This window comes from Enterococcus sp. ZJ1622, assembly GCF_011038845.1.
GTDB lineage: Bacteria > Bacillota > Bacilli > Lactobacillales > Enterococcaceae > Enterococcus_B.
Map to the genome: position 1 here is coordinate 123,375 of NZ_JAAKDW010000009.1, position 14,751 is coordinate 138,125.

The 14,751-nt window shown below is 42.1% G+C and carries 14 protein-coding genes, 15 tRNA genes and 1 rRNA gene; 7 read left to right on the forward strand and 23 right to left on the reverse strand.

Features of this window, described 5'->3' with window-relative positions:
* Positions 1-187: 187 nt before the first annotated feature.
* The 3 genes from G7Y42_RS10150 to G7Y42_RS10160 all read left to right on the forward strand — a co-directional run bounded on the left by G7Y42_RS10150 (position 188) and on the right by G7Y42_RS10160 (position 2,178).
* Positions 188-949, forward strand: a complete 762-nt coding sequence (locus tag G7Y42_RS10150; RefSeq protein WP_165005812.1) for a formate/nitrite transporter family protein — start codon at positions 188-190, stop codon at positions 947-949.
* Positions 950-1,666: 717 nt separating this feature from the next.
* Positions 1,667-1,864, forward strand: a complete 198-nt coding sequence (locus G7Y42_RS10155; RefSeq protein WP_165005811.1) for a hypothetical protein — start codon at positions 1,667-1,669, stop codon at positions 1,862-1,864.
* A gap of 11 nt (positions 1,865-1,875) precedes the next feature.
* The gene (locus G7Y42_RS10160; RefSeq protein ID WP_165005810.1) at positions 1,876-2,178 is read left to right on the forward strand and encodes a hypothetical protein; all 303 of its coding nucleotides are present in this window, start codon (positions 1,876-1,878) and stop codon (positions 2,176-2,178) included.
* A 106-nt stretch (positions 2,179-2,284) separates the two neighbouring features.
* Here the strand turns inward: G7Y42_RS10160 and G7Y42_RS10165 are convergent, their stop codons facing one another.
* The 7 genes from G7Y42_RS10165 to ulaG are packed head-to-tail and all read right to left on the reverse strand — an operon-like array spanning position 2,285 to position 7,885.
* Positions 2,285-2,995, reverse strand: coding sequence for an L-ribulose-5-phosphate 4-epimerase (locus G7Y42_RS10165; RefSeq protein ID WP_165005924.1), 711 nt, complete (start codon positions 2,993-2,995; stop codon positions 2,285-2,287).
* Positions 2,985-3,845: an L-ribulose-5-phosphate 3-epimerase gene (locus tag G7Y42_RS10170; protein ID WP_165005809.1), complete on the reverse strand. Its 861-nt coding sequence runs from the start codon at positions 3,843-3,845 to the stop codon at positions 2,985-2,987. Before G7Y42_RS10170 ends, G7Y42_RS10165 begins: the two co-directional genes overlap by 11 nt.
* 4 nt (positions 3,846-3,849) lie before the next feature.
* On the reverse strand, positions 3,850-4,488 hold the full coding sequence (locus tag G7Y42_RS10175; protein ID WP_165005808.1) for a 3-keto-L-gulonate-6-phosphate decarboxylase UlaD: 639 nt from the start codon (positions 4,486-4,488) through the stop codon (positions 3,850-3,852).
* Between the two features lie 14 nt (positions 4,489-4,502).
* Positions 4,503-4,802 (reverse strand): PTS sugar transporter subunit IIB, encoded by a 300-nt coding sequence (locus G7Y42_RS10180; protein WP_165005807.1) that lies wholly within the window; start codon positions 4,800-4,802, stop codon positions 4,503-4,505.
* A gap of 37 nt (positions 4,803-4,839) precedes the next feature.
* Entirely contained in the window at positions 4,840-6,324 is a 1,485-nt protein-coding gene (locus G7Y42_RS10185; protein WP_165005806.1) for a PTS ascorbate transporter subunit IIC, read from the reverse strand.
* A 20-nt stretch (positions 6,325-6,344) separates the two neighbouring features.
* On the reverse strand, positions 6,345-6,800 hold the full coding sequence (locus G7Y42_RS10190; RefSeq protein WP_165005805.1) for a PTS sugar transporter subunit IIA: 456 nt from the start codon (positions 6,798-6,800) through the stop codon (positions 6,345-6,347).
* Between the two features lie 17 nt (positions 6,801-6,817).
* The gene (ulaG, locus tag G7Y42_RS10195; RefSeq protein WP_165005804.1) at positions 6,818-7,885 is read right to left on the reverse strand and encodes an L-ascorbate 6-phosphate lactonase; all 1,068 of its coding nucleotides are present in this window, start codon (positions 7,883-7,885) and stop codon (positions 6,818-6,820) included.
* A 222-nt stretch (positions 7,886-8,107) separates the two neighbouring features.
* On the opposite strand from ulaG, the gene G7Y42_RS10200 reads away from it, so the two are divergent.
* The 4 genes from G7Y42_RS10200 to G7Y42_RS10215 all read left to right on the forward strand — a co-directional run bounded on the left by G7Y42_RS10200 (position 8,108) and on the right by G7Y42_RS10215 (position 12,830).
* Positions 8,108-8,872 carry a DeoR/GlpR family DNA-binding transcription regulator gene (locus G7Y42_RS10200; RefSeq protein ID WP_165005803.1) on the forward strand — a complete coding sequence of 255 codons (765 nt, stop codon included), beginning with the start codon at positions 8,108-8,110 and terminating at the stop codon, positions 8,870-8,872.
* Between the two features lie 232 nt (positions 8,873-9,104).
* Positions 9,105-9,875 carry a MurR/RpiR family transcriptional regulator gene (locus G7Y42_RS10205; RefSeq protein ID WP_165005923.1) on the forward strand — a complete coding sequence of 257 codons (771 nt, stop codon included), beginning with the start codon at positions 9,105-9,107 and terminating at the stop codon, positions 9,873-9,875.
* A 173-nt stretch (positions 9,876-10,048) separates the two neighbouring features.
* Positions 10,049-11,617: a maltose/glucose-specific PTS transporter subunit IIBC gene (gene malX / locus G7Y42_RS10210; protein ID WP_165005802.1), complete on the forward strand. Its 1,569-nt coding sequence runs from the start codon at positions 10,049-10,051 to the stop codon at positions 11,615-11,617.
* 28 nt (positions 11,618-11,645) lie between these two features.
* Positions 11,646-12,830, forward strand: a complete 1,185-nt coding sequence (locus G7Y42_RS10215; protein WP_165005801.1) for a MalY/PatB family protein — start codon at positions 11,646-11,648, stop codon at positions 12,828-12,830.
* Positions 12,831-13,193: 363 nt separating this feature from the next.
* Here the strand turns inward: G7Y42_RS10215 and G7Y42_RS10220 are convergent.
* The 16 genes from G7Y42_RS10220 to rrf all read right to left on the reverse strand — a co-directional run bounded on the left by G7Y42_RS10220 (position 13,194) and on the right by rrf (position 14,740).
* A tRNA-Leu gene (locus G7Y42_RS10220) sits at positions 13,194-13,278 on the reverse strand.
* 16 nt (positions 13,279-13,294) lie between these two features.
* Positions 13,295-13,366: transfer RNA gene (locus G7Y42_RS10225), tRNA-Gln, on the reverse strand.
* 8 nt (positions 13,367-13,374) lie between these two features.
* Positions 13,375-13,447 (reverse strand) — tRNA-His (locus tag G7Y42_RS10230).
* Positions 13,448-13,508: 61 nt separating this feature from the next.
* Positions 13,509-13,593 (reverse strand) — tRNA-Leu (locus tag G7Y42_RS10235).
* Between the two features lie 20 nt (positions 13,594-13,613).
* A tRNA-Cys gene (locus tag G7Y42_RS10240) sits at positions 13,614-13,684 on the reverse strand.
* Positions 13,685-13,729: 45 nt separating this feature from the next.
* A tRNA-Gln gene (locus G7Y42_RS10245) sits at positions 13,730-13,801 on the reverse strand.
* A gap of 8 nt (positions 13,802-13,809) precedes the next feature.
* Positions 13,810-13,882: transfer RNA gene (locus G7Y42_RS10250), tRNA-His, on the reverse strand.
* A 2-nt stretch (positions 13,883-13,884) separates the two neighbouring features.
* A tRNA-Trp gene (locus tag G7Y42_RS10255) sits at positions 13,885-13,958 on the reverse strand.
* 6 nt (positions 13,959-13,964) lie between these two features.
* Positions 13,965-14,045, reverse strand: a tRNA-Tyr gene (locus G7Y42_RS10260).
* 1 nt (position 14,046) lies between these two features.
* Positions 14,047-14,122 (reverse strand) — tRNA-Phe (locus G7Y42_RS10265).
* 35 nt (positions 14,123-14,157) lie between these two features.
* Positions 14,158-14,230, reverse strand: a tRNA-Asp gene (locus G7Y42_RS10270).
* Between the two features lie 9 nt (positions 14,231-14,239).
* Positions 14,240-14,312: transfer RNA gene (locus tag G7Y42_RS10275), tRNA-Val, on the reverse strand.
* 14 nt (positions 14,313-14,326) lie between these two features.
* Positions 14,327-14,398: transfer RNA gene (locus G7Y42_RS10280), tRNA-Glu, on the reverse strand.
* Between the two features lie 13 nt (positions 14,399-14,411).
* Positions 14,412-14,500, reverse strand: a tRNA-Ser gene (locus G7Y42_RS10285).
* A gap of 41 nt (positions 14,501-14,541) precedes the next feature.
* A tRNA-Asn gene (locus G7Y42_RS10290) sits at positions 14,542-14,615 on the reverse strand.
* Positions 14,616-14,624: 9 nt separating this feature from the next.
* Positions 14,625-14,740 (reverse strand): 5S ribosomal RNA (gene rrf / locus G7Y42_RS10295).
* Positions 14,741-14,751: the final 11 nt, after the last annotated feature.

Genomic DNA, 14,751 nt, shown 5'->3' on the forward strand with positions numbered 1-14,751 from the left:
TCATGAATAACCATAAAAACTATGTATTTTTGCATCATTTTTTAGAATTACATGTGAGTAAGTAGAAAATTTTACAATAATAAGCCGATCGAATCATGAAGATGGTATAATCAAAAAAGATAATGTGAATTATTTCACTATATTTTGCTATTATAAAATCTATTCAGAAAGTAGGCGTCAGTATATCATGCACTCACCAGAAGAAATTATGGAAATCAGTATTCATCTTGGAACAAAAAAAATACAGAAACCGCTCCTCACTAAATTGATTTTGGGTTTTATTGGAGGCGCTATGATTTCTCTAGGTTATTTAGCGTATGTACGAGTCTCTGCCTCTATCCCAGAATCTATGGCCAGCTTGACCAGCTTAGTCGGTGCTTCTGTTTTTCCGATTGGACTGCTAGTTATCCTTCTTGGAGGCGGCGAACTGATCACTGGGAATATGATGGCTGTTGCCATTGCGTTTATGGATAAAAAAGTAACATTTCCTCAACTCGTCAAGAATTGGTCAGTGATCACTTTCGCAAACATCATCGGCGCGATTTTCGTTGCCTATTTCTTTGGTCACTTCGTGGGTTTAACGCATTCAGGTGTCTATTTAGATCAAGTGATCCATATCGCTGATCATAAAATCGCTGTGTCATGGGGACAAGCATTAGGTTCTGGGATCGGCTGTAATTGGTTCGTCGGCTTAGCGCTATGGCTGTCCTATGGAGCTAAAGATGCGGCGGGGAAAGTACTGACGATCTGGTTCCCAGTGATGATCTTTGTTGCGATCGGCTTCCAGCATAGTGTCGCTAACTGTTTTATCATTCCTGCGGCGATTTTTGAAGGACAAGCCACTTGGACAGAATTTCTTTCCAATTTTATCCCTGTTTATATTGGAAATATCATCGGCGGCGCAATTTTTGTCTCAGGTTTTTATTACGCTAGTTATAAACATCATTAAAAGCAAGAAAATACGTAGAGGTCGTGACAACTGCGTTCTGCTTTAAGGAATAAGGACACTGAACAGAAAATAGCCCTTCATATTTTTCGTTTGGTTGGGCTTATTACCGCAGATGCAAGCTTTTGAACACCGTTTAGAGAGGTCGTGAGCCTGCCGTTTGACTCTGAGACACAAGGAACAATTTCAACAAACAGCTTCTCATGTTTGATGAATATTGTGACTTGTGCCCGAGGAGTTGGCAGGGGAACACCGTGTATGAGGTTGTGACAACTGCGTTTTGACCTGAGTATTAGAGAGAAAAAATGTAAAATAGCTCCCTATATTTTGCATTTTTATGAGCTAATATCGAAGGTCAGCAGATGGAACACCGTGAATCAGAGGTCGTAAAAGAGACGTTCAGCCTTGAGCGATAAGAAGCGATTTTGAAAAATAGCGCCCCATACTTTACAAAATCGTACCTTATTGCCGAGAGGCTGTCTCTTGAACACCGTTTATTCGAAAAAAAGAAGCTGTGACCAGACTTTTGCCACAGTTTCTTTTTTTTCGAGAATTTTCCTTGAGGATCACGTTTTTATTATACGTATTATTCGAATTCGTTATATCAGGTGAAAAAAACTTCCAAATTGATTCTTTTTATTTATCATAAAGGTAGAGATACATCCTTCTCTTCATTTACATAAAACCAAACGATAATATCCCAAGAAAGAAGATGAGCGAATGTATTATGTCGAAATAAGTACAAAAGGCGTCAAAAACAAACAGTATGTAAAAGGCGTACGCAACGATTATCCATTATTCGGATCGTGGCAGGAAGCAGCTCCTTTTTCAAAAGCATGCGCACAAAAAATAAAAAGCGAATTGGAAAAAGAACTGACTTGCGGTAAAGCAGTTGTAGCGATCATCGAGAAATCATAAGAGGAGAAAGTATGTCCTATACAGTTGAATTTGAAACCGGACTTCTTGATCGATTGCCACGAGAGGAACATCCCAAGTATAAGGAAACGATTTCCAATAAGATCATCGAACATTTGGAACATCGTTTTTATCGTATAAAGCCAGTGCGTAACCATTTGCAAAAAGGAATATACGAAATGAAAATCAGCCTTGGAGGCAAAGGCCATCGTGTCGCTTTTTCTTTGAGAAACAATCAGATCTTCGTTTTTTATATCAGTACGAATTTACAAAAAGTAGCCTTCGACAAAGAAGTGAAGAAAAAAATAGCAAAATGAACAACCAACTAAACCAAACTGAGGGTAGACTCACTGACGGGCCTGCCCTCGATTTTGTTATATGTCACTTAATCGGCTTTTTTTCTACTGCTCTAGCGTCAAATCTCTACTGACCGTAATACGCGTTCTTTCCATGTTTTCTAAAATAGTGTTTATCTAGCAAATATGGAGGGATGTCGCATATATCCGGATTGATCTGCTCAGTTTCTTTGGCCATCAGACAGATTTCATCTAAGACGAGACTGTTTTCTACTGCCTTCATGGGTGTATCTCCCCACGTGAATGGTCCATGTCCATAGACAAGTACACCGGGAACCTCGTCTGCGTTCAATTCTCTTTTCCTGAAAGTCTCAACGATCACATGTCCTGTCTGGGCTTCATATTCTTCTACTACCTCCTCTTTCGTCAATTGACGTGTACAAGGGATCTTGCCGTAAAAAGTATCGGCATGGGTCGTGCCATAAGCTGGCAGATCACGACCTGCTTGAGCCCACATGACCGAATGCGTGGAGTGCGTATGCACGATCGATTTGATTTGTCCAAAGGATTGATATAAAACGATATGCGTAGGTAAATCTGAAGAGGGTCTCAAATGAATGTCCTCTAGCACGTTTCCAGATAAATCCGTCACGACCATTTGCTCCACTTGCATCTCGTCGTATTTGATGCCGCTTGGCTTGATGACGATGACGCCTAGAGTACGATCGATTTCACTGACATTCCCCCAAGTCAATTTGACTAACCCATAACGGGGCAACGCAAGATTTGCTTCAAAGACACGTTGTTTCATTTCTGCGATCTTTTCCTCATACCACATCATAACCAGCCTCCTTCAATTTTGAACACAGATATTTTTTTGCCTGCTCGATTTCTGTCTGGAAATCCCCGCTTGTTTCACTCCACATCTCGATCAGAAATGTGCCTTCATAGCCCAAGCGTTTCAAACTTCTAAACAATCCTAGAAAATCAACGCAGCCATTGCCGAAAGGGACATCACGAAACTGTCCGGGAGATTCTTCTGTCACTGGATAAGTGTCCTTTAAATGGATCGAAGTGATCCAATCGATCCCTTTTTCAAGTTCATGAGCTGGATCATTTTCCGGCCAGGCAGACAAATTGCCTAGATCCGGATAAACTTGGAGATACGGGGAATGGATCTGTGCTTTGATCGCTAGAAATTTAGAGATAGAATTCATGAAAGGATCATCCATGATTTCCATCGAAAGAATGATGCCATATTTAGATGCTTCCTTCACACTTTCCTTCAGTCCTTCGATGAAATCTTCTCGGGAATTCACTGATTTTTCTTCATAATAAACATCGTATCCAGCTACTTGGATGATCTTGATATTCAATTGATGCGCAAGATGGATCGCTTTTTCCATCATTTTTCTAGCGTTTTGTTTCTTTTTGGGATCAGAAGAGCCAAACGGGAACCGCCGATGGCCACTCAAACAAATCGAATGGATACGTACGCCTGAATGGAACATCTCTTCTCTCAATTCAGCGATTTCTTCTTTTGACCAGTCCAGACGCGCAAGTCGCTCTTTTGTCTCATCGATCGACATCTCGATAAAATCAAACCCCATTTCCTTTACTAAGGAAAATCGTTCATTCCACGAGATATTTTTTGGCAATGCTTTTTCGTAAATTCCGATTTGAACCATGTTTTCACCCCCAGATACGAATGATTTCCTTCTTGAATCGCTGTGCAGCTTTCATCGGATCATCAGCAGCTGTAATCCCTCGACCAGTGATAAACGTGTACACATCGATTCCTTCGAACAGCTCCAATGTTTCCACATCGAGTCCGCCAGTGACGGAAACCTTGAATCCCATCTCAGTCAGTCTTTTGACTTTCGCCAAATCATTGTCTCCCCAAGTCCCGCCAGATAAAAGAGCATCTCGGCTTTGGTGATAGATCACTTGTTTGATACCGATCCTGCGCCACTCGTCTGCCTGGTCATACGTCCAGTCGCCGTAAAGTTCGACTTGTAATTCTCCTACTTCTTTTTGTGCTGCTTGCATCGTCGGGATCGTTGCACAGCAGATGACTGTCATGAGATCAGCACCAGCTTCCGCCACATTTCTCGCAACCGTCCCGCCAGCATCTGCACACTTCGTATCTGCGACCAGTTTTTTATGCGGAAACATACTTCGGATACACCGGATCGCTTTTTGTCCTTCTTGCAGACAAAGGATCGTCCCTACTTCAATCACATCTACTTCATCACCTACTTTAAAAATATCCGCTAATGCGTGTTCCAGATCATTATGATCTAATGCTATCTGCAAATTTGGTCTACTCATGTTTACTTCCTCTTTTACTTCGTTTTTTTATACAAGTCTGTTTCGGTAAATTTTTCTCCGATCTCCTTAGCTGACATGACGTTTTTGATCCCAACGACTGTAATGCCTTTTTTCTCTGCCTGTGTGAACATAGATAAAAAGTTTACTGGTGTAAATACGACATCATATTGGGTCGCTGAACTTTTTCCTTCTGAGATCGCACAATGATGGATCTTGGTGATCGGTATATCTAATTCTTTCATCGCTTTTTCGACACTTCTCATCATCATCAAGCTTGTACCAGATCCATTTGCACATGAGACTAGTATCCTCATTTTCATTCCTCCATCCATTTTGAATAATCAGCTTTTTTTATGCTTGCTGCTTCTCTACATATTTCTCGTAGTCTTCTACGATCAGGAAATAGCCTTCCGGGTTTTTCCGGTATTGTAATTGCGGTATGAGTAACAAACCGATGACAACTAAGGCGATTCCAGCATATCCCAATACTTTCATGATCACTGTGAATACTGGCCAAGCCGTTGCCCAATCGAACATCCCGATGTAACCACCATATCTCGACATCCCGATCCATGTGGCGAATAATGCTGAACCACCCACTTGGATCATGCCCGAGAGAAACGGGAACAGACAGGCTGCTTTGATCCCGCCGCGATTATTGGCATAGACTGCAATGACTGCGTTGTCAAAGAACAATGGGATGAAACCAGCGATGACGATCGTCGGTGATTTCAATAAAATCAGTAGACCAATCATCAGAAATTGACCTAATGCACCAAACAAGAAACCAATCGTTACCGCATTGGGCGAACCAAAAGCAAAAGTAGCAGCTACGTCGATCCCCGGAACTGCCCCAGGTAGAATCGTATTCGAGATTCCTTGGAAAGATTGTGTCAGCTCATCAACGAACGTCCGAACACCTAGCTGCAAGATCGCCAGATAGACAGCAAAATTCAGTGAAGTGGTCATGATATAAAATAGAAAACTTTGCCCTTTCTGCATAAACTCCGCCTGGATCAAGTAGTCCTCCCCCAGTACAAGCAAGATGATCCCGAAAAAGAATAACATCAGTAAAGAAGTAGCAACCATATTTTCATTGAATATCGACAAGAACCCCGGTAATTTCAGATCTTCGATTTTTTTATCCTGCTTAAGGGATCTGTTTTTCTTCTTGTCGCGTTTTTTCATCCATTCCGCTAGTTTCGCAAAGATGAAGATCCCGAACATCTGCTGGTGCGCCACTGCAAAACCAGCACCTTCTGTCAATTCTTGCGTGATCCCCACTGTTAAGTTAGAAGCGACTGCCCAATAACAGCCTAGGACCAGTCCCATAAAGATCAGGACTTCGACTCTGCCTAGATCCGGGAAACAGAACAATAAAATCCAAAAAGCTGTAGCTGCCTGCTGGACTTGGACATTTCCGGTCGTAAAAACGGCCCGCAGCTTTGTATATTTCTGGAATCTGACAAGTAAGATATTCAAAACAAATGCAATCAATAATAAAATCATCACATCCCCAAATGTACGCCCGAACATCTCCATTAATCCAGCATCCACGGCATTTTGTCCGAAATACGGATCAGTCACCATAGCGTCCAGATTGAACCGTTCCTTCAATCCAACTAAAATCGGGCGAAAATTGTTGACTAGCCCGCCCGAGCCAACCGTCAAAATGAAATAACCCACTGTTGCTTTCAGAAATCCTGCGATACATTCATAAAGCGGTCGTTTCAGCAAGATGTAGCCTAGTAACACGATGAAACCAATCAGATAGGCCGGCTGTGTCAAAATATTCGTTGCAAAATATGTCCAGATGCGTAACAAAAATTCCCCCATGATTTTTTCTCCCCTGTCAATTAGTCGTACTCTTGCATCACAGCTTGATAGTCTTCGATCGAATTCGTCGCCATCAGACGGTCAATCAGTCCTTCTGTCATCAATAATTCGGATAATTTTTGAATGTTTTCTATATGTTCTTCTACCTGTTTCGCAGCAAGTGTGAAAAACAGTGTAGCAAATTTTTCTCCATCGTCGCTTTCAAATCGTACCGGCTGTTTCATTTTCGTAAAGGAGATCGCTGTTCCAAATACTCCCTTGCTATTTTCAGAAGAATGAGGCATCGCTACTTGAGGCACGATCACGATATAAGGCCCATATTCTTCCACACAATGGATGATCTCTGCCACATATGTCTCATCGATGATTTTCTGATCAAGCAACAAAAGACAGCTTTCTCTAATAGCTTCTCGCCAGTCAGTGATCACTTTGTCGGAATAGCGGATCAGCTGATGATCAAAAAAGTAATTCAACAATCAAAAGCACCCCTTACTTATAAAAATGATGGAAACGGCGTGTCATTTTCGATGGAGAAGACATCTTCAAACCCTCGGTAAAAATTGAATTCGAGATCATTTTTGTTTGTCGGATAGATGAATTTCCCGCCTACCTGCCAAATATAAGGGTTGAACGCATATTTCAGCCGATCTTTTTTGAATTTCCAGATCTCAGTGATTTCTTTTGGATCTGCCATGAAATTCGACCAGATATCGTAATGGATAGGGATCACTACTTTTGCATTCAATGATTCCGCCATACGCAGCATATCGACTGACGTGACTTTGTCTGTGATCCCCCTCGGATTTTCTCCATAAGCACCTAAGCAGACATCGATCGTGTATTCATTTCCGTGTTTCGCAAACAAGTTGGAATAATGGGAATCTCCTGCATGGTAAAGATTCCCTCCCGAGGTTTCAAATAAATAGTTGACTGCGATTTGATCCATCTCCTGAGGCATTTTCCCTTTCAAGCTCATTTCAGGATCTTCACAAGTCACTAAAGCAGTCCGGTCGAACGCTTCTAAGGCGATCACGTTGATATCTTTGATCTGGACCTTGTCGCCTGGCTTCACGATGATCGTCTTTTCCTCGGGGATGCCCCATGCCAGCCAAGTATGGACCACTTCTTTCGGTCCAATGAATCTTGCTTCAGGACAATTTTGATGTACGGCTGCAGCTGTGTGGATGTCTAAATGATCAGAATGGATATGAGTGACGATTAAAGCGTCTACATTTTTCATTTCGAAAGGATCGATGACGAAAGGCTGCGTACGCAAGTTGGGTTGCATCTTTTGCACTCCGCTCATCCGCATCATCTGATGTCCTATTTTCATCTTCCCATTCCCATGGCTGCGTTTCCCGGTTCCGCACCATAGATCACATAAGATATTTGTCCCTTCATGGCTTTTCAGCCAGATGCCTGTACAACCTAACCACCACATCGCAAAAGTGCCTTCTTTGACTTCTTCTGATTCGATCTCTTCATTCAAATAAGTGCCCCACTCAGGAAATGTGGCCAATATCCAGCTTTCTTTTGTGACTTCATTGATCGTTTTACCCATTTTCTTTACTCCTTCCATCTAGTTAGTCTGGGTTACAAATAAATCTTAATGCGTATTTGAATTTATGAAAACCCTTTTATATGACTGTTTCCCCTCTATATGATTTTCTTTTCTGATTCCAATGAATGTTTCAGTATAATAGAAACAATCACAGCTTTTTAAATGAACAACTCGTCAAATAAAATCATTTATGCAAGAATACGTGCTATTGGAGGAGATACGATGAAAAATTCACTCGTCAACATTGAAAAACGGCAACAAGATCTTTTGGAATTACTTCAGCAAACCGAGCAGATGTCTACTTTTGCATTAGCTGAGTCACTCGGTGTATCCATCAGTACGATACGCAGGGATTTGAATCTGTTAGAAGAAAAAAACGAGATCATCCGTAATTACGGATTCTGCTCCTATAATTACCAAAACAAGACTGATTTTGATCAATCCGGTCCAGAAAGGATCAAGCAGGCCATCGCCAGAGAAGCCAGCAGATACATCAGTGATTATGATACTTTGTTCATCAATTCCAGCTCAACCGCATTGAAGACACTGGATTTTATCCGCTCGAACCATTTGACAGTCGTCACAAATAATGTAAAAGTCAATTATTCTATACACAGAGACAATTGCAGCTATATTTTGACTGGCGGAGAAATGCGTTTTCCTAAAGAAGCTTTAGTCGGAGATATCGCGTTGAATACGATCTCTTCGATCAATGCAGATGTGTGTGTGATCGGGTGCAGCGGAGTCGATGTAGCGCATGGTGTCACGACAAAAATCTTAAATGAATCGACGATCAATGAAATGATGATTAGTAAAACGATCAAGTGTAAGATCCTAGTCGCCGACCATCGTAAAATCGGTCTGACCTCAAAATTTAAAATCGCCGATCTCTCTGTTTTCGATTACTTGATTACCGATCAATTCTGTTCTGAAAAAGTATTAGAGGGGATCAGAAATACGGGAGTGAAAATCATCCAAGTAAGCTAATTGAAATGAGCAAGCGTTATCCAAGCAATCCGCTAAGGAAGTGGTGTTTGGAGAAAATCTGCTCTATCTATAAAAATACTTGCTATTCCTGAACAACCCAATGGATTTGAGATCATTTATTAGCTATACATCACTTTGGAAGCGCTATATAATGGAATGGATTATGATTCATCGTAAAAAGACAACACGTCTTAATTATCGGTTTTATTGGGTACTGAAAGGAGTCTGGGCCATGCTAAGCAATAGTTTACTTGCTTTACTTGAAAAGAAGCGTCCCTCTTTGAGCAAAACCGAAAATGAAGTGCTGGATTATATCCTCATCCATCGCTCTGCTATCGGGACAAAAACGATTTATGATGCCGCTTCGGATTTGTATGTTTCGACTGCTACGATCTCCCGTACGGCCAAACATTTAGGTTATCAAGGATTCAAAGAACTCAAATACGCGATCGATCAGGCAAACCATCTAGAGGAGCAAGAAGGAGACGCCCGCAGTTTTCAAACGATCACGAATCAAATCATTTCAAATGTCACGGAAACATTCCAGCAAATGAATGAAGAAAAAGTCAGTCAAATGGTGACGATGATCGATCAGTCAAATACAATCGAAGTCTTTGGTTTAGGCGGCAGTTTTCCTATTTGTACAGATTTCGCGCGAAAACTGACTTTTTTAGGAAAAAAAGCATTTGCCCGTTCAGATTGGGACGAACAAGAAGCTGCAGTAAGTAACTTGACTCAAGAAGATCTAGCTATTTTCGTCAGCTTCACAGGGGAAACGAAAGGCATCCTTACTTATGCACAAATTGCTCGAAAACAACACATACCCATGATCAGTATCATCTCCACTAAAGGAAGTAAATTAGAAGCATTATCAACCATTTCATTATTTGCAAAAGGAACCAGTCGATATCATAACCAAGTGGATCTGAATTCAAGGATCTCCGTCATTTGTTTATTTGATACTGTTTTGATGGTGTATGCCCAACGGAGGAACGAGAAATAACTAAGTATCTTGTCAAATCAAGTGAAACAACTTACGAAATTATGTAAGAGGATACAGAATCCCTGTCTCCTCTTTTTTATTCTACCGAGTCAGCTATAATAAACTCACCGATTGAAAACGCAATCATTCTTGAGAACTTGAAGTCATCTGAATAAGAAATGGAGGAAGAAACAATGGATACAAAGAAAAAGAAATCGACTTTTTGGGAATTTTTCCAAGGTCTAGGGAAAACCTTTATGCTTCCTGTTGCTTTATTAGCTTTTATGGGCATCCTTCTAGGTTTAGGAAGTTCGTTTTCCAGTGAATCTATGATCGAGACTCTCCCATTTTTAGGACATCCGGCAGTAAAAGCATTGTTCCAATTCATGTCTACGGTCGGCGGTTTTGCCTTCACTTATCTACCAGTCATGTTTGCCATGGCGATTCCGCTTGGTTTGGTCCGCAAAGAAAAAGGCGTAGCCGCTTTTTCTGGTTTTGTCGGTTATACTGTCATGAACTTAGCAATCAATTTTTATTTAGTGCTAACGAATCGCTTGGCAGATGTGGATCACTTGCGGGAATCTGGACAAGGTATGGTATTTGGTATCCAAACGATCGAAATGGGCGTTCTTGGGGGGATCATTGCCGGAATCATCGTCTATAAGCTACACAACAAATTCTATACTGTCCAATTACCCGATAGTTTTGCTTTTTTCTCAGGTGCTCGGTTTGTCCCGATCATCACCTCTTTGGTTTTATCAATTATCGGTTTGATCATTCCATTGATCTGGCCTTTGTTTGCTTTGGTAATCACCGCGATTGGTCAGCTCATCCAGCGTTCTGGGATTCTCGGTCCTTTCTTGTTTGGTTCAGGCGAACGTCTGCTTTTACCATTTGGACTTCACCATATCCTCGTATCGATGATCCGTTTTACAGAGGCAGGTGGTTCGGCCATTATTGATGGAAAAGAAGTGTTTGGCGCATTGAATATTTTTTATGCAGAATTACAAAACAATCTGCCTATCTCTCCCAGTGCAACAGCCTTTTTATCTCAGGGAAAAATGCCGACTTTTATCTTTGGTCTACCAGCCGCTGCTTTAGCGATGTATCGCACAGCTGCCACAGAAAATCGGCATAAAATCAAAGGTTTGCTGATCTCTGGCGTGATTGCAACAGCAGTGACAGGGATTACAGAGCCTATCGAATTTTTATTCTTGTTTATCAGTCCGCTACTGTGGCTTTTCCATGTAGTCATGACTGGTCTCGGCTTTATGGTCATGGCATTACTCGGTGTAGTGATCGGCAATACAGATGGCGGGATACTCGATTTTGTGATCTTCGGTCTGCTTCAGGGAAACGATACAAAATGGTGGTGGGTAATCATTGTCGGTGCTTTGTGGTTCGGTATTTACTATATTGTCTTCAAAACAGTCATTATAAAATTGGATTTGAAAACACCTGGACGCGAAAAAATGATCGCTGAAACAGTCTATACCGATCAAGAAGTCAACTTTCGTAAAACTGGCGGATATGATGCAAAAGGGATTCTAGCAGCACTCGGCGGACAAGAAAACATCCAGTCTTTAGATAACTGCATTACGCGTTTGCGTCTGGTCTTAGCAGATGCAAACAAAGTTGATGACGAAAAGCTGAAACAGCTGGGTGCCTTAGGGGTCGTCCATCTCGATCAGCAAAACGTACAAGTCATTATCGGAACGAAAGTCACGACGGTACGTAACCAGTTGGATACTATCCTAGGCTAACATGAAAAAAAGATAGAAGGTGAATATGATGTCATTTGATACCATCATTGATAGAACAGGAACGTACTGCACGCAGTGGGACTATGTAAAAGATCGTTTTGGGGAACCAGGATTACTCCCTTTTACAATCTCAGATACAGATTTCATGATCCCTGAAGAAGTGCTTGAAACATTAAAAAAACGAATCGAACATCCAGTTTTCGGTTATACTCGCTGGAATCACTATGAACTGAAGGAAGCAATCAAACGATGGTATCAAATCCGTTTTGAGACAAAGATCGATGAAGACTGGATCATGTATACTCCAACCGTCATCTATGCAGTATCTGCTTTTATCCAGTTGATCACTGAGAAAGGCCAAGGCGTGATCCTGCAAACCCCTGCTTATGATGCTTTCTTTAAAGTCATCCAGGACAATGAACGACAGCTAGTAGAGAACCAATTGATTTACGAGAATAATTATTATCGAATCGATTTCACTGATTTAGAACAGAAATTAGCACAACCAGAAAACAAACTGCTCCTCCTCTGCTCTCCTCACAATCCAACAGGAAGAGTATGGAAACAATGGGAATTAGAAAAAATCGTGGCTTTATGCCGACGATATTCGGTCTTTTTATTATCTGATGAGATTCACATGGATATTACAGGCAGAGAACAAACCCATTTGCCTGTTACGCGCTTTCCTTACGAACAAATCGCTATTGTTACTAGCGGGACCAAAACATTCAACTTTCCTGGATTGACCTTTGCTTATACATTGATCCCAGATCCGCAGTTGAGAGAAACCTTCCAGAAAAAATCAAAGAACGCAGATGGCTTATCTTCTCCAAATGTGCTTGGTATGTTAGCTACGATGAGTGCGTATCAGTCTTGCGGATACTGGGTGGATGATCTCAACCGTTATCTGGAGAAGAACCAGCAGTACGTAAAAGCATTTCTACAAAAAAATCTGCCAGCTATCAAAGTTGCCGAAATAGAAGCGACCTACTTGATGTGGCTTGATCTATCAGAAGCAGTTTCCGATATTTCACTCTTAAGGAAGAAACTGGTTTCTGTGGGAAAAGTAGCTATCATGGATGGTACTATTTATGGTGGTAACGGTGCTCAATTTTTACGGTTGAATATCGGCTGTCCAAAAGCAAAACTTGCAGACGGTTTGAATCGTATGCTGAAAGGTTTTGAAGCAGCTGCAAAAATAGAAAATGAATAATACTAAAAACAACAAAGTACGATCTTGTTCACACACTTTCGTACTTTGTTGTTTTACATTCTGTCAGGATATATATCGCTTCTTATCTATCCCTTCGCTCTTTATTCAATTCACTCAAAAACTTTTCCTATGCTAAACTTAACCAATTAACTTAGCAAAAGTTTCCACCAATCCCCCGCTAGCAACAGCTTTAAATCCTATGAGTTTTGATCCAGCAAAATCTCTGTGAAATTATTTAATAACATAAAAAGAGGAAATGCCGAAACGTTTCCTCAAGGTGATTCAATTAAAACAGCACTATTGATATTAAGTCATTACTAAACGAAAAAAAAGACTATCAAATTCGTAATTTGATAGTCAGTATACCGGCGGCCGGGGTCGAACCGGCACGCCCTTAACGGGCACTGGATTTTGAGTCCAGCGCGTCTGCCAATTCCGCCACGCCGGCAAATTTTGTAAAGCAACTGGGGTAGCTGGATTCGAACCAACGCATGAGGGAGTCAAAGTCCCTTGCCTTACCGCTTGGCTATACCCCAATAAGAAGGGCGAATGATGGGAATCGAACCCACGAATGCCGGAGCCACAATCCGGTGCGTTAACCACTTCGCCACATTCGCCATCATAAATAATGTTATTTAATTTCTCAATAAAAAACTAAGATGATTTCATCTTAGTCAATACCGGCGGCCGGGGTCGAACCGGCACGCCCTCAACGGGCACTGGATTTTGAGTCCAGCGCGTCTGCCAATTCCGCCACGCCGGCAAGTTGATTTATTAGTACTAAGGCGGTAACCGGATTTGAACCGGTGATGAAGGTTTTGCAGACCTCTGCCTTACCACTTGGCTATACCGCCATTATACTATTATCAGTCTATAAAATAAAGAATAAATTATAGAAACTGGGGTAGCTGGATTCGAACCAACGCATGAGGGAGTCAAAGTCCCTTGCCTTACCGCTTGGCTATACCCCAATAAGAAGGGCGAATGATGGGAATCGAACCCACGAATGCCGGAGCCACAATCCGGTGCGTTAACCACTTCGCCACATTCGCCATGGCAGGGGCAGCAGGAATTGAACCCACACTAACGGTTTTGGAGACCGCTGTTCTACCTTTAAACTATGCCCCTAGATAATGGAGGAGAGTGGATTCGAACCACTGAACCCTAAGGAACGGATTTACAGTCCGTCGCGTTTAGCCACTTCGCTACTCCTCCATGGTGGCGCGGGACAGAATCGAACTGCCGACACACGGAGCTTCAATCCGTTGCTCTACCAACTGAGCTACCGCGCCAATATATAATTAATCGTATTAATTGAAAAGAACGACGGTTCCGACGGGAATCGAACCCGCGATCTCCTGCGTGACAGGCAGGCATGTTAACCCCTACACCACGGAACCAGTTCATTATGGAGGTTAACGGGATCGAACCGCTGACCCTCTGCTTGTAAGGCAGATGCTCTCCCAGCTGAGCTAAACCTCCATTAATTCAATTAATGACCCGTACGGGACTCGAACCCGTGTTACCGCCGTGAAAGGGCGGTGTCTTAACCGCTTGACCAACGGGCCAGATAAAATGTTACGGAGAGTAAGGGATTCGAACCCTTGAGACAGTGTAAACCATCTACATGATTTCCAATCATGCTCCTTCGGCCTCTCGGACAACTCTCCAGAGTGAAAGAAGCTCATTACTCTTTCTCACAAAATGAGAACTCCGGCAGTAGGACTCGAACCTACGACATCATGATTAACAGTCATGCGCTACTACCAACTGAGCTATGCCGGAATAATACCCGCGTGGCGACGTCCTACTCTCACAAGGGGCAACCCCTCACTACAATCGGCGCTAAGAAGCTTAACTTCTGTGTTCGGCATGGTTACAGGTGTATCCTTCTCGCTATCGCCACCACACTGTGGTGTTA

Coding starts and splice junctions, on each gene's coding strand:
- G7Y42_RS10185 (WP_165005806.1), bottom strand. CDS start 6,324: ATGGGGGAATTTTTGTTACGCATCTGGACATATTTTGCAACGAATATT.
- G7Y42_RS10180 (WP_165005807.1), bottom strand. CDS start 4,802: ATGAGGATACTAGTCTCATGTGCAAATGGATCTGGTACAAGCTTGATG.
- ulaG (WP_165005804.1), bottom strand. CDS start 7,885: ATGGGTAAAACGATCAATGAAGTCACAAAAGAAAGCTGGATATTGGCC.
- G7Y42_RS10215 (WP_165005801.1), top strand. CDS start 11,646: ATGTCATTTGATACCATCATTGATAGAACAGGAACGTACTGCACGCAG.
- G7Y42_RS10150 (WP_165005812.1), top strand. CDS start 188: ATGCACTCACCAGAAGAAATTATGGAAATCAGTATTCATCTTGGAACA.
- G7Y42_RS10165 (WP_165005924.1), bottom strand. CDS start 2,995: ATGTGGTATGAGGAAAAGATCGCAGAAATGAAACAACGTGTCTTTGAA.
- malX (WP_165005802.1), top strand. CDS start 10,049: ATGGATACAAAGAAAAAGAAATCGACTTTTTGGGAATTTTTCCAAGGT.
- G7Y42_RS10205 (WP_165005923.1), top strand. CDS start 9,105: ATGCTAAGCAATAGTTTACTTGCTTTACTTGAAAAGAAGCGTCCCTCT.
- G7Y42_RS10160 (WP_165005810.1), top strand. CDS start 1,876: ATGTCCTATACAGTTGAATTTGAAACCGGACTTCTTGATCGATTGCCA.
- G7Y42_RS10170 (WP_165005809.1), bottom strand. CDS start 3,845: ATGGTTCAAATCGGAATTTACGAAAAAGCATTGCCAAAAAATATCTCG.
- G7Y42_RS10175 (WP_165005808.1), bottom strand. CDS start 4,488: ATGAGTAGACCAAATTTGCAGATAGCATTAGATCATAATGATCTGGAA.
- G7Y42_RS10200 (WP_165005803.1), top strand. CDS start 8,108: ATGAAAAATTCACTCGTCAACATTGAAAAACGGCAACAAGATCTTTTG.
- G7Y42_RS10155 (WP_165005811.1), top strand. CDS start 1,667: ATGTATTATGTCGAAATAAGTACAAAAGGCGTCAAAAACAAACAGTAT.